This is a genomic window from Fusibacter sp. 3D3, from assembly GCF_001748365.1.
In the GTDB taxonomy this organism is placed as follows: Bacteria; Bacillota; Clostridia; order Peptostreptococcales; family Acidaminobacteraceae; genus Fusibacter_A.
The window spans coordinates 1-13,059 of the sequence record NZ_BDHH01000032.1; the positions used below are offsets into that span (position 1 = coordinate 1).

Consider the following 13,059-nt stretch of genomic DNA (forward strand, 5'->3'; position numbering starts at 1 on the left):
ATCTTGATCTGCACACAAGCCTCTGCGGACAACATACTCAGCTGTGGATAGCAACAACATGCAAATGAGCATCAAATATGAAAATGCTTCAATGCGTTCTGGTGATTCCAAATAGATTGAATTTACAAACTGTGGTGATTTCAACTGTTTGAACTTCTTTTCAACACTGTCTTGAGTTTTGTATTCTTTTAGAATTTCTTCACCATTGATTACAAGATCATTTGAACAGAGTACAAAACAACATTCTCTCTGTATTTCATAATGAATGAATGCTTCATCTTGAGAGCTATTTAGTTTTAAAAAGTACTCATAGCCAACAAGGTCAGCTTTTGGATCCAATGAAGGTCGACCACGTCTACGTTTGAGTTTGGATTCTATTGTAAAATCTATCTTATGGTATTTGAAATTTTTGAGATCTTTCAATTTGAGTTTTTCAATCTCCAAATTTGAATCTTCTTCACAGGCGAATGCTCGTTTTGAAAGCACTTTTGATAGTTTATCTAAGGCATCTAATTCTTTACTTACTTTTTTCCGAATGGTTTTTTCTTTTTGTGTTTTATATTTTGTGCTGTAATAGGTTGCAATTTTTAATGCGTGTCCTTTATAATCACAGGTTTTTTCAAGGACTTTATAATCATAGGATTGACCCTTGTAATCTTTAATTGTAATCGTATCAAGGCCATCAAGATGTGTTACAACCTCATCAATTGCATCTTTGGCAAGGAGCACGTTATCTGGCATGCGTGTAATTAACTTAATTGAACGGTCAGCTGCCATATCTAAATTTTTTTCAGAAAACAGGGCACTATCAGCTATATAGTAAAAATCAGACTTTTCAACTTGAAGATTTTCAAGAACATCATTCAAACGTTCAAGTGTATCTGTGTTGTATGTTTTGTCGTCTTTGTTACCTGAAAGAACAATTGCATCAACGACAATTCCATTGGCACAGCCTATACCGTATTTGATTTGTTTTTTATCCTGGCGTTTGTCTTTACTATGACCAAAATCAATTTGAATACTGCCCAAGATACCTTCGGCTGTTTCATATGAACCCCACATGACTTTCGAAGTTGTATCAAAGTTAATGTTTTTGATCTGTACACCATAGGTTATCAGTGCATTTGCCGATGCTTTAGCAAATATTTTTTGACATCCTGCTTTGTAGAATAGATCTAAAAATCCACCAAATCTATCATCATTTATTTGATCAAGGGCGACCGACTGATGAAATATGCCTTCAAGATCTTTATATTTGTAGTATTCATTAAGACGATATAGTGGATGATGATCGTCACACATATTTACCATCATCATCATTGCCAGCACCCCATACGATATTTCGGGCGGACGACCAGCAGGACTTTCAAGAGCACTGTCGATAAGTCTAGGAATACCAATAGCTTCACAGAGTGCTACAATAAAACCTTCTTTTCCGCAACTATATGTTTCAACTATATTTGGATCTACTAACATACGATAACCTCCATTTTAAAGTCTTCTTATGTTAGTATTCGCTATAAATTCATAAAATCCTTTTTGGAATTTTATGGATTTTTTAATCATTTACTTTCATTTTAGTTCAGCGGAATGTAGGTAATATGACGAGAAATAGTGGATTTATCACGTTGAAACAATTCTGCCATTTGATCAATGGAGAGCCAAACTGTATTATTATCAAATGTAGTTTCTATTTTAGTCAAACCATCTTCGGTCTTGTACATTACAATTTCAGAGTTCATTATTCACTCTCCCAACTTAATTTTCTTTTGTTATACGCGTTTTATCAATATTTTTCCATAAGTATACTAAAAAGAGGCTAAGTTTAATTGATGTCGCTTAAACCTATTGGTCCTTCACGGAGTCGCTCTGATTACAAATATATGTTAACTGTCAGGAGAAACAAGTTGCTCAACTCTATCGGTAATCTGTATTTCTAATATATGCAGTACTTCTACCAGCACCRGTTTTTATAATATAGCTATTCTTCAACAAGTCGGAAAGCGTAAGTTCAACGGTAGACATGCTGATGTCTGGGCATTTTTCGAGAATATCTTTTTTAGATAATTTTTCTAAGGTATTGTCAAATAACACTTTGATTCTTTCAGTCTTTGAAAGCGTTCTGTTATGCAAATGTTCAACTCTTGATGAAAATTCTTTATAAGCGCTAAGGACGATTTCTAGATAGTATTTCACAAACGGCAAATAGCTGTGTTTGGTTTCRAGCCACTCTCTTGAGCTTTCTTCAAGCTTTTCATAATARGTTATTTTCGTTTTCTCAATAATCATTTCCAAGCTGATATACTTACCAACAATATARCCTGAGCGATAAAGTAATAAAAGCGTCAGCAGTCTGCTCATCCTACCATTACCATCATTGAACGGGTGGATGCAGAGAAAGTCGAAAATGAACATTGGTATCAACAACAGTGGATCATGTTGCTTTGAGTTAATTGCCTCTATGAAAGTACTCGAAAGTCTTTCCATGGCATCAGGTGTTTCAAACGAACTCAATGGTTCGAAGCGAATACGTTCCTTMCCGTCTATAATTTCAGCTATGACATTATCCGAATTCTTGAATCGCCCACCTATTGACATCGGATTGAATTGATAAAGATCTCTGTGGAGCTGCAGAATGACGTTGACTCTCGGATTCATATACTCATAGTTTTCATGAACCAACTGAAGAACTTCACGATAACCTGCAATCTCTGATTCTGAGAGGTTCCTTGGTTCAACTTTTTCTTTTACAATGGCCTGAAGCCTGTCATCTGAAGTATAAATCCCTTCAATCCGATTAGACGCACCTGTACTTTGAACCTTTGCAACTTCAAGCATCGCATTTAAAATATCTGGYTTTGCTTCAATGAAAAGCTCTTGCTTGCCCTTMTATTCATGAATTGCTGCAAGCAAATTAATGATTTCGCTACAAAGTAGTTCACTTGGAATCTTACTATAGTCAAATGCACGCATATTCCACCTCTTTCTGCACAATACRTATTTTTATGCATTATTGTATCATTAAATTATGCATATAACAAATGCAATATGCATAAAGAAAAAATGTTGCTGCATATTTTCTTCCGATTAATATGCAGCAACCAATCTTCTTATGCAGATAATAGAACTAAACTACCACAGGAATATCTAAATTGATTTTCTGCCAGTGCTCTAACACAAGAAGTGATAGAACACTGATGGGTCTCCACGTAAACCCCACTGGTCTGGTTTTACATCAAATATCGTCTTAACATTCATAGTTGTTCACCTTAATAATTATATCTTATCGGATTTGAAGCCCCTTTTTTTCTATAAGAACTTGGCACTCTGCGCCTCATATATATGCGAGTAACCTCTTCAGATGCTTCTTCACCTACGAATCCGTATCTATCCGTACAATCTTCCAATAAATCCGGAAAATTTTCAATTGTAGTATTCATCCATTTAGTTGGCTTGTAAACACCAACGACAATGTAATGACCATACCCATTGGCATCATATCCCGTTTGTATGACTTTTCCATCAATAATTGAGACAAGTTCAGTACCGGTTGGTTTTGCAATATCAATTCCTGCATGAAAGGTCACTTCTTTTGATATCAGGTCTAGTCTGTAGCCAAATGGACTGGAAACCGCATTTTGCCAATCCTCTTTTATAGGACTTGGAAAACTAATGAAATTTCCTTTACTCGAAATAAGTGCCTCATAAAAATCTTCCTCATCTTCATTTAATTGGGCAGTGAAGATTTGATTTAAATCGCTGGTTTCCAAAATGATTTTTAGTATGACCCAATCATAGGCTTCTTGGCTAGTCGTCGTTGAAGTTAATAATCACATTGCCAAAAACAGAAGTCCTTCTCCTTCGTTGGAATTGGTCACGTAGGACAATTGGTGCTTTGAAATATCCAGCTGCTTCGCCAGTACTGCTCGATCTTCAGCATTTTGATTGAGCATATAAATGAAATCTGAGTTACCTACAATGTTGCTGACTTCTCTACTGGCAAGGAAATCCTGAACATTCTGAGTAATGCCTGTCGGGATACCACCCCATTTTCTGAATCGCTTCCAAATTTCTACCGAATACTTTGCTGTTGCTTCATCTTTTAAGAGTAAATGGAATTCATCAATGTAATATCTTGTGGATTTACCTGAGTTCCTGTTGATGGCCACGCGTCCCCAAACCGTTTCTTGAACAATGAGCATGCCCAGCATCTTCAAGGTACTACCAAGCTCCTTGATATCAAAACAAACGATGCGATTATCAATGTTCACGTTAGTATGATGGTTAAAGACGTTCATGGAACCTAAAACATAAATTTCAAGCCTTGTTGCGATGCCTGTTGCCTTATCATTGTTTTGCTCAAGTAGAATGTTATAAAAATCTTCTAGTATCGGCATATTCTCTTTAAAAGGCTTCTCCATGTACCCTCTCATACATGTTTCTAACACAACGGTCAATGATTGAGACTTCTTCACCATCTAGACCGTATCGACCACCCACCACTTGTTCACAAAGCGAAAGAATAAAATCTGATTTATCTCTTATGGGATCATCTTCACCATTGTCTAGATTTATATCTAAAGGGTTAATGTAATCTTTACTGTTTGGTGAGAGTTTGATGACTTGTCCCCCCTAGCTTTTGAACCAGCGGATAATATTCGGCTTCAGGGTCTGATATAAAGATGTCATCATTTGTAATTAAAAAGGCATTAGTAATCTCTCGTTTGGCACTAAAAGATTTCCCACTGCCTGGTGTTCCTAATATAAGTCCATTAGGATTTTTAAGTTTCTTCCGATCCACCATAATCATGTTGTTGGATAATGCGTTAAGACCGTAATACAAGCTCTGACCATCCATGAAAAGTTCCTGAGTGGTAAAGGGAATAAAGATTGCACCAATGGTTTTACCAACCTTTAGCTGTTTGGGATCAGCGAAATTAAATGACGTGGGTGCAATGATATCTTTGGTGCTCATGCCACCGTTTTTGACCAGATCCCAGTCAAAGTTGAGTTGTTCCTTGGTGTCTTGGTTGCAAATTCTATGAAGCAGTTCAACCCGCTCTTTACCAGTTAATGCAAAGGATTTAACACCCATGACTTTAAAGTTGTTGATGATGTCCATCTCAATCCGTTCGAGTCTTGGTTTTGCCTTTCTGTAGGTATCACTTTCTATACTGAAGGTGATGTATTTTGTCTTTACAAGTCCGTTGTTGCCTTTTGCAAGCTGATTTTGAAGCATATCTGAATACTCTTTACGAATGGTATTAAAATCATCTTCTTGCTCATCAATTCTTATGGCATCAAGGAATATATTAGTATTGGCTGTCATGTTTACAAAGGACAACTGGACCGATATGGCTGCATCAAAATAATTTAAAAAGTCGCAGTAGTTATCAAATATGAGTGTCTTATCTTCATTTTGAGCCAACAAATAATTGATATCGAAGAATTGTATGGTCTTAGAAAACTTTCTGTTGTTGATCTGACAGATGCCATCAGGGAAAATGGCTTTGTATGCCAATGTGTCTTGAACAGTATTTGGCACTTTCCGTTTGTTTTTTTTCACTTTCTTTGTTTGCTTATTTTGAGCCTTATCTTTTTTAAGGTTTTCTTGTTGCTTTTTAATGTCCTTTGGTTTTTGGCGAGTTGCTGTTCCCGCTTTTCTGCTTGCTTTTTTCTCAAGTTCCATGCCCTCGCTTTCTTCCGAATGATTTAAGTACGCATAAAAGTTTTGTGACTTATAAAGCCTTACTTTAGGGTAAATAAACTTTTGCCTAATGATATATCCCATGTACTTTTCAAATACAATGCCATCTTTTTCAAATATCGCAACAAAGAAAAACGGAAGTACACAGCCGATCATTAAGAATATCGCTAAGTCATTCCCAATGGTTCCCCTTGAAAACCAATAGACTGGAAAACCAATGACAGCTGCAATGGAAAAAGATATGAGCTGTCTTTTGGTCAAATTAAGTGCCACTTTTGTTTTAACTTTATTCAAATCTTTTGGTACCGATACAAATGCCATGAACGTTCCTCCTAATGTGCATTCATCACTGACTTTGCGAGGCCACTGGTTTTAATCAGTGCAAAGCATAAAATAACCGTGTAAGTCAGTATTGAAAAAATCGTTGTGTGAATATTATCTGTAACGGTTATGGTGCCTACTAAAACGGCATAAATACCTACGCATACCATTATAAAAAAGCCTTGTATACCTAGGGCAAACAGACTTCTTAGATAATTGCTCCCAACCTGCCCCCATTCCTTATTGGCCATGGTTGCAAGTGGAATGGCAGCTATAGAACATGCCAGATATATTTCGATCATTCTACCGTATAGAATGACGGTGAATCAAAGCGTATACTCAGTCCGCTTCACTACCTTCGTAACACTTGCACAATCCTATCGGATTGCATTCAGTGGGCGTTTGGACTCCCACTGAATTAGGAATATGAACCCCCACTTAGAGAAGTGGGGGACATCTCCTCAAGGGTTATAATGGATATTGCCAATATACTGATTTTTACTAAGACTGTTTCCAGTGCGATTGTTGCAAGTTCAGCTGTTGATAATAACTCTAATCCATCAACCATTGAAGTAATCGATGAAGAAATATCAATGCTCGTGCTCGTGTTAATTACACCTGCTGAAGCACTGACAATATGCTGGCCAACATCAAATACGGCCATGACAATATTGAACGTATTGGTAACGAAATAGATGGCAATCACTGCTTTCATCATCCATCTAAAAAACATCCAAGTGTCCACTTCATGCAAGTTGTTTTTTTCCATAAGCATTGATAGTAATTCGTAGCATAATATTCCTGTCATAACAAGCCCAGCAATCGGAACAATGACAGTATCTGATAGATTTTTAATCATCGTAAAGATACTGCCATTCCATGCTTGAGGTGTTTTACCCACTTCAGCAGCTATGGTCCCGACTCTGTCATTCACATCAACTAAAAGGCTTGTTAAGTTCTGCTCGATTATTCCAATAAGAAGATTGTTGAAAAACTCTTCTATCTTATCGAATACTCCAAACACAGATTACCCCTCCTAAAACATCGCTTTTAATAGTGGTACAAGTTGAGTAGCGATCAATACGACACCGCCACCAGCCATTAATTGCTTAATTCCTTGTGATTTTGCACCTGGGTTATCATTACCATACCCTTCGAGCAAGTTGATAATACCCCATACGCCAAGTCCTGCCCCCAGTGCTGTCACCAGTGTTACTAATGTGTCAATTGCTGAATCAAAAAAAGCCATTTTTATTCCTCCTGTTTTGTTTTTGTTGCCTTAACTGTCTCGGCTAAGGCAATTTTTTATATAGAAAAAGCACCTGTTGAATTTTATATTCAATCAAGTGCTTAACTAACGTGATTATTTAGTTTTGACTTCTGGACAAGTTGGCCAGGAGTGTTCTTTAAACTTTTATTTTAAGAATGACAAAAGGGACTTAGTCATTTTTTAGAATTTTACCTTATCGGTAAATTTCATTTGCAGGGTTAATGCAATTATTCTCACACTCGAAATATGTCGTATATCTCCCAAGGGCATTCACACCTATAGCTTCAATTGAGACTGTTGTTTTTGAAGCACACTTGTTATTAGATTAATCGTTTTATCTTTAATATTTACACTCCGAGCTATAACACCAAATTCTTGTACGATACTATATACCTCATCTATCATTCTGTGACACTTTGAAGCTGTTATATCCATCGATTTACCACATTTAATCATATCTTCCTTTGTAATATCAGCGGTTTTAGCATTTATACTCATCTGATGCGCTTTGAGCCATTTATTTCCCGGGCTGTATGCAAAGGTAACATCATAAGCTGGTGATAGGGACCATTCACCTCTTCTATTCATTAGAAAAGATATGTTCTTAACGTGATCATCTTGATTTACCGCAAGTACATTAAAGACCATCCTCCTAAAAAACTGTTCAACATCACTACTTGGACATCCTAATTGTCTAGCAGTTAATGCTGCTCTTTCATAACTACACAGTCCTGGTATATTATAATCTATATGCAAAATTGCACCCAAGGATTGCATATGTACTTTGCTCCCTTCGATTCTATCAAATCGCTTGGTCATAAAATGGTTACGATCACTATCAGACAAAATACTGCATGTACTCATTGTTATCCCTGCTTTTGTTGCCATTAAATAATAAGCATATTCAATAAGCGTATATTCAAGTTCATCATTAATATCGTGATCCCCATTTTTTGAAACACCATCAAACTTCACAAGCCAATGTTCAAAATCTTTATCCAAATCAACTTGACCAGAACGAAATTCACCAGTTTTCTCATTGTAAGCAATAATGGCTTTAGCTCTCGCACCACCAGCCGATGTCCCTAGTTTTAATAGTTGCTGATAATTAACATCATCATCCGAAGTTAAGAGTAAACTTTCTTTTTTCTCTAAAATTGCAGATGCAAAATCCGACATTTTTGTTATACTTAACGCCTCATCCACATCCTTACTCTCACTATTATCTGGTTCATATTCAAGCGCTCCCATCCCACGTTTACCTGTATAACATAACCTTTCAATTACATTGAAAGATTCACTCGTTCTACCCTGAGATGCAAGCCATTGATCAATAACAGCATTTCCGAATTTGTCTGGTAATGAATCTGCCATTAAACCAGGAACACCACCAAAGGATGAATCTACCAAACTTGGAAACTCATACAATCTATCTGATAATGGCATCATAATTGGTGAAACTTCAATGCCACTGCCACGAAAGTCTTTATCATACTCAAACGTGACATAACCTGTTGCTTCATTTAAATAAAAGATGCCTATTAAAGTGCTCCACAACTTTACTTTTGCGACTTTTATCATTTAGATTCATCTCCCCATTTAAATGTATTTTTTGATTTATCAACTGCTGTTTTACTCGCTCGATAACGATGACGAGTGTCTGATTTCTTATTCAAATAATATGAAGGCCGTTTTGTAAAATCTGGTACTAGCATATCCAGATTAGAATCTAATCCTAATGCCATTAATACTTTTATTATAGAACCGAATTTAACATCTCCCCCACTTTCTATATATTGTATACTTCGCCTAGAAACACCTGCCCTTTCAGCTAAATCATTCTGAGTCAAAGAAGAATTTATTCTGTAGGATTTAAGCCGTGAACCTATTTCTGATAACACTACTTGGGAAGATAAATATTTATTCATAAAATCACCTCATCTCTACTTGATATCTATATGTTCATTATACACTTATAGTAATTAAAGCGCAATTAATTGCACTTTAATTACTATGAAACACATTAAGCGCATCTTATTGCGCTTTAAATTTCGATGTTACCTATAGTTTGTTAACCTCACTATTTAAAGCGTGTAATCTTGCGCTTTAAATACACTCAATTTGTTTAAAGCGCAACTTAACGCGCTTTAAACAAATTTGTACAAACATATTTAAGTATAGCGAGGAGTATATAAAACACCCTATATATCATGCTCTGAAAAGAAAGACTTCATTGATAAATCAGAATTTTCTCTTTCATAATTTCAAGAAGACTTGATCGAAAGATAAAATCTCCATTATTTCTCATCTATATCAATTTCCATCATATCAACCATCTGATTTCTTCTGAACCGAAGATCCGTCTTCATTTGTTTCTCAATGTCATAATTATTCTTTCTATCAAAATCACCAAGCCACTTATAATGCTCATGTTTTGTAATATCAAATTTACTTGAAAGAAAAGGTCTTACACCTCTGAGCTGCAACACACACTTACTTGAATCCATCACCGCAAGCTCATCAACAGTCATATATCTTATCCAATTGCATCAGAAGCTGCGAATAATGATCGATTAATGACTCAGAATCTATCGCATTAAACAGTTCCGATAATTGATTAAAAACATAAAAGATCAGTCCATATGGCAGCCATTTTAGTATCAACTTTTTTGTATCTGCTGTCATAGACTCTGCTCCTTCTGTGGTTTCTTGGCTTTGTTTTTGTTTAGGCTTTTCGCCTTTTCAACCATTTCTTTCAGCGCTGCCTTTAGTGATGGCTTTACATCCTTTGTTTTTTCTAAACTTGATTTCAAGTACTCTTTAAATGCAAAATCAATGACATCAAGGTCTTTACCTTTGAAGAATACAAAATAAGTTGCAAGGATGGATTGATCATCTTTTTTCAAAGCGTATTCAAGGTTATACTTTTTAGCCACTTTTTCAAAGTCCTTGATATTGTTTTCTGTGATTTCAATATTTTTTAACCCGTCATGTTTCTTGCTCAATTTTTCTAAGGTTGTTTTGCCAAGGGGTTTGACTGACTTAATGCCCTTTTTATTGAGATTGCTCTGCCTTCTACTTCTCAAATAAAGGGCAATAATTTTCTTAAGCTCAATCGCTGTTAGCTTAACTGCACTGACTTGAAGTGCAATGGTCTTCTCGTTCACCTGCTCTTGCATGTGTCACCGCCTTTATAAAATGCTCCACTGCTAAAATCATGATTCACCTTCGCTCGGTAATATTGTGACAAGGTTGTTGGTGCGTTAAAAATCGTGGTTATCAAGTACGACCGAATGTTGCGTACATCCGATGGATTTTCCTTCAAGGAGTCAATAATATAATCGATGTGCATGGACGTGATCTCCATAAACCGTTCTCTGGCGATACCAATGGGCATAGATATCCCATTGACCTTTATGGTGGCATCATCAGGCAAGATACACACATCCACCATGATATCGATAATATTGCCCACATCTTGTTTACTCGTGTGCTTTTGCTGATAGGTCAGTTCATATTCGATATTGTCCTTTATGGTTCTTTCATAGTGCTTTCTATTTTGGATCATATCCTTCCCATCCGTCTCAAAGATATGATTAGATTGGATATGATTTAAATCAATATCATTAAAATCAGTATGAATAAGATTAGTATTATTACAGTCTAATTTTGGAACTTCTTGAATTCTATTTTTCATACTTCCAGAAGTATGATTTTTAGACTTCTGGAAGTCGTCTGTGTTTTCAATAGATTCAGCCTTTTCTAATATGAAGTTTTTCACAAAAATAAGATTGGGCTTGCCTAAACCTTGTCTCTTTTTCTCAATAAGTCCGATTCCTTTTTGATCATCCAGTTCAGCCATCAGGTTCACTGCCTTTTGTCTTGAGCAACCGAGACTCTCTTGAATTTCTTCAATGGTAAAAATAATATACACTCTGTTTTCTTGATCTAGCCAACCATTCACACGGGAAAGCCCCATACGGTCAAGTAGCATACCATATAGGACTTTTGATTCAGCTGAAAGTTCTTTAAACCGTTCATCAGTGAACAACACTTTCGGAATCCGAAAAAACGAAAATTGTTCTGACTCGTTACCATAATAATAGTCTAAATTCAGACTCCGCATTTTTCATCACCCCTTTTGATCTGCAAAATATTTTTTTAGTGCCAATTCAATTATGGACTCAATGCTGTTTTTACTTGATGATTCATCAAAGTATTTAGTAATGATCTCCTTTGAGACTTTGATGCTTTGATAATCTTTTTTTGCAATCACACCTTTTTCTTTACTGATTAAAAACTTGCTTATTTTATTTTCATTTAGCGACCCTGATTGGTCCATTTCTTTAAGACTCTTGGCATCTTTCAAACTGATTTTTATGGCCATATCCTTACATTCTTTGTATAAATGATTTTGAAGTGGTTCAGGTATATACGATAACTCCACGCCAGCCATTAATGCGATGATATCGTTATCTACTGCAAGCTTCCATTCTTCTGTTAAGAGGTTGATTCTAAGCAGTCTTGCTATGGTTCTGCCTGAAAGACCATATTCTTTAGCAAGTCTTCCACGACTATCGGTACCTGACTCATCTACTTCTGATAACTCACCATTTTCAAGGGCTTTTAGTTCACTCATAATGTCTGTTCTCTTGCCTTGGCTTGCGACTTTTTCGTACTGCATTTCTAAAACCGCTGCTTTTTCTGAAGGATACAAGTCGCTAAAAGATCTTTGCATTAAATTGGTTTCAATAACATAGATATAGGCATCTTCATCTGACAAATTCTCTTTAATAAAAGCTGGAATTTTATCAAGTCCTGCAAGTTTTCCCGCATTCATTCTGTTGTGTCCTGCAAGTTTTCCCGCATTCATTCTGTTGTGTCCTGCGAGCATCTCGTATTTACCAGGTGTAGTTAATCTAACAATCACTGGATTTAATATGCCATTGTTCTTTATGCTCTCTATCATATCTTCAAGACGTTTGCCTTCATAAAGATGAAAAGGATGGTCAGAAAATTCGACTATGTTTTCAATGTATATTTCTGCAATTTGCTGTTCGGGTTTGCCATCGGTCAGAAAATCAATGGCATCTGCGATTTTTCGTCTTGGACTATCTTTCTTCATAAGCCAACATCTCCTTTGCAAAATCTGCATATGCAATCCCTGCTTTTGATGTAGGCGAATAGTCAGCAATGCTCTTGCTGTAGTAAATGGCTTCACCAACTTTCACCGTCATAGGTATGTCGGTGTCTCAAATATGTTAACAACACCATCATAAGCTTCACTCATTTGCTCTGATAAAACTTTTGAAAAATTGGTTCTCGAATCACACATGGTCAGTAGAATGCCTTTAATCTCTAGCTTCGCGTTGATTCTCTTTTGAATTTTTTTCGTGGTTTTTAGGAAGTCTTGTAATCCCATCATGGCAAGGAGCTGAGGATTAACTGTTATAATGACACTGTCTGCTGCACTCAGTGCGTTTATGGTCAGAGAACCCAGTGATGGAGATGTATCGATGATGATATAATCGTAATCTGCTTTTAAAGGTTCTAGGATTTCAAATAATATGCGTTCACTGCCCATTTCAAGCCTTAAATTTGCATCGACTACCGATAAGTAAATACACAAAATCGATCATCAAGACTTTCTTACCAAGTTTCATAAGTGAATACGCTAAGTTTAATGACGTGGTTGTTTTTGCTACGCCACCTTTTTGATTTGCTATTGCGATGATCTCTGCCATGTTTTTCCTCCTATTTT

Annotated in this window: 14 protein-coding genes and 4 pseudogenes; all 18 read right to left on the reverse strand. The window is 36.2% G+C overall.

The features are described from left to right. A partial coding sequence (locus tag F3D3_RS22030; protein ID WP_069876601.1) for an IS1634 family transposase occupies positions 1-1,476 on the reverse strand: 1,476 nt, incomplete at its 3' end. A gap of 113 nt (positions 1,477-1,589) precedes the next feature. Further along, positions 1,590-1,742, reverse strand: a pseudogene (locus F3D3_RS23575) (cell filamentation protein Fic); the annotation flags it as partial. Between the two features lie 175 nt (positions 1,743-1,917). Beyond that, the gene (locus F3D3_RS22035) at positions 1,918-2,973 is read right to left on the reverse strand and encodes a Fic family protein (protein ID WP_069876602.1); all 1,056 of its coding nucleotides are present in this window, start codon (positions 2,971-2,973) and stop codon (positions 1,918-1,920) included. A gap of 296 nt (positions 2,974-3,269) precedes the next feature. After that, a complete protein-coding gene (locus F3D3_RS22040; protein ID WP_069876603.1) occupies positions 3,270-3,770 on the reverse strand; it encodes a peptidoglycan DD-metalloendopeptidase family protein in 501 nt (166 codons plus the stop codon). 37 nt (positions 3,771-3,807) lie between these two features. Then, positions 3,808-5,689, reverse strand: a pseudogene (locus F3D3_RS22050) (VirB4-like conjugal transfer ATPase, CD1110 family). A gap of 63 nt (positions 5,690-5,752) precedes the next feature. After that, positions 5,753-6,028, reverse strand: a pseudogene (locus F3D3_RS24800) (PrgI family protein); the annotation flags it as partial. Between the two features lie 11 nt (positions 6,029-6,039). After that, a pseudogene (locus F3D3_RS25285) lies at positions 6,040-7,052 on the reverse strand (VirB6/TrbL-like conjugal transfer protein, CD1112 family). Positions 7,053-7,064: 12 nt separating this feature from the next. Continuing rightward, entirely contained in the window at positions 7,065-7,277 is a 213-nt protein-coding gene (locus F3D3_RS22065; protein ID WP_069876607.1) for a Maff2 family mobile element protein, read from the reverse strand. A 297-nt stretch (positions 7,278-7,574) separates the two neighbouring features. After that, complete coding sequence (locus F3D3_RS22070) at positions 7,575-8,879, reverse strand: type II toxin-antitoxin system HipA family toxin (protein WP_069876608.1); 1,305 nt, start codon at positions 8,877-8,879, stop codon at positions 7,575-7,577. Next, positions 8,876-9,226 carry a helix-turn-helix domain-containing protein gene (locus tag F3D3_RS22075; protein WP_069876609.1) on the reverse strand — a complete coding sequence of 117 codons (351 nt, stop codon included), beginning with the start codon at positions 9,224-9,226 and terminating at the stop codon, positions 8,876-8,878. The genes F3D3_RS22070 and F3D3_RS22075 overlap by 4 nt, the downstream gene beginning before the upstream one ends. Before the next feature lie 369 nt (positions 9,227-9,595). Beyond that, on the reverse strand, positions 9,596-9,829 hold the full coding sequence (locus F3D3_RS22080; protein ID WP_069876610.1) for a hypothetical protein: 234 nt from the start codon (positions 9,827-9,829) through the stop codon (positions 9,596-9,598). Beyond that, positions 9,819-9,983 (reverse strand): hypothetical protein, encoded by a 165-nt coding sequence (locus tag F3D3_RS24370; protein ID WP_175438460.1) that lies wholly within the window; start codon positions 9,981-9,983, stop codon positions 9,819-9,821. Before F3D3_RS24370 ends, F3D3_RS22080 begins: the two co-directional genes overlap by 11 nt. Next, positions 9,980-10,477, reverse strand: a complete 498-nt coding sequence (locus F3D3_RS22085; RefSeq protein WP_069876611.1) for a PcfB family protein — start codon at positions 10,475-10,477, stop codon at positions 9,980-9,982. The genes F3D3_RS24370 and F3D3_RS22085 overlap by 4 nt, the downstream gene beginning before the upstream one ends. Continuing rightward, on the reverse strand, positions 10,462-11,424 hold the full coding sequence (locus F3D3_RS22090; RefSeq protein ID WP_069876612.1) for a replication initiator protein A: 963 nt from the start codon (positions 11,422-11,424) through the stop codon (positions 10,462-10,464). Before F3D3_RS22090 ends, F3D3_RS22085 begins: the two co-directional genes overlap by 16 nt. Positions 11,425-11,430: 6 nt before the next feature. Then, complete coding sequence (locus tag F3D3_RS22095; RefSeq protein WP_069876613.1) at positions 11,431-12,423, reverse strand: ParB N-terminal domain-containing protein; 993 nt, start codon at positions 12,421-12,423, stop codon at positions 11,431-11,433. Beyond that, positions 12,410-12,535, reverse strand: a complete 126-nt coding sequence (locus F3D3_RS25290; protein ID WP_374700099.1) for a hypothetical protein — start codon at positions 12,533-12,535, stop codon at positions 12,410-12,412. The genes F3D3_RS22095 and F3D3_RS25290 overlap by 14 nt, the downstream gene beginning before the upstream one ends. Continuing rightward, entirely contained in the window at positions 12,532-12,927 is a 396-nt protein-coding gene (locus F3D3_RS25295; protein ID WP_374700100.1) for a ParA family protein, read from the reverse strand. Before F3D3_RS25295 ends, F3D3_RS25290 begins: the two co-directional genes overlap by 4 nt. Further along, positions 12,884-13,042 (reverse strand): AAA family ATPase, encoded by a 159-nt coding sequence (locus tag F3D3_RS25300; RefSeq protein WP_374700101.1) that lies wholly within the window; start codon positions 13,040-13,042, stop codon positions 12,884-12,886. Before F3D3_RS25300 ends, F3D3_RS25295 begins: the two co-directional genes overlap by 44 nt. Positions 13,043-13,059: the final 17 nt, after the last annotated feature.

What these genes read in the sequence shown, in the direction of transcription:
- F3D3_RS22065 (WP_069876607.1), bottom strand. Translation starts at nt 7,277, where the DNA reads ATGGCTTTTTTTGATTCAGCAATTGACACATTAGTAACACTGGTGACA.
- F3D3_RS22070 (WP_069876608.1), bottom strand. Translation starts at nt 8,879, where the DNA reads ATGATAAAAGTCGCAAAAGTAAAGTTGTGGAGCACTTTAATAGGCATC.
- F3D3_RS22075 (WP_069876609.1), bottom strand. Translation starts at nt 9,226, where the DNA reads ATGAATAAATATTTATCTTCCCAAGTAGTGTTATCAGAAATAGGTTCA.
- F3D3_RS22080 (WP_069876610.1), bottom strand. Translation starts at nt 9,829, where the DNA reads ATGACTGTTGATGAGCTTGCGGTGATGGATTCAAGTAAGTGTGTGTTG.
- F3D3_RS24370 (WP_175438460.1), bottom strand. Translation starts at nt 9,983, where the DNA reads ATGACAGCAGATACAAAAAAGTTGATACTAAAATGGCTGCCATATGGA.
- F3D3_RS22085 (WP_069876611.1), bottom strand. Translation starts at nt 10,477, where the DNA reads ATGCAAGAGCAGGTGAACGAGAAGACCATTGCACTTCAAGTCAGTGCA.
- F3D3_RS22090 (WP_069876612.1), bottom strand. Translation starts at nt 11,424, where the DNA reads ATGCGGAGTCTGAATTTAGACTATTATTATGGTAACGAGTCAGAACAA.
- F3D3_RS22095 (WP_069876613.1), bottom strand. Translation starts at nt 12,423, where the DNA reads ATGAAGAAAGATAGTCCAAGACGAAAAATCGCAGATGCCATTGATTTT.
- F3D3_RS25290 (WP_374700099.1), bottom strand. Translation starts at nt 12,535, where the DNA reads ATGACGGTGAAAGTTGGTGAAGCCATTTACTACAGCAAGAGCATTGCT.
- F3D3_RS25300 (WP_374700101.1), bottom strand. Translation starts at nt 13,042, where the DNA reads ATGGCAGAGATCATCGCAATAGCAAATCAAAAAGGTGGCGTAGCAAAA.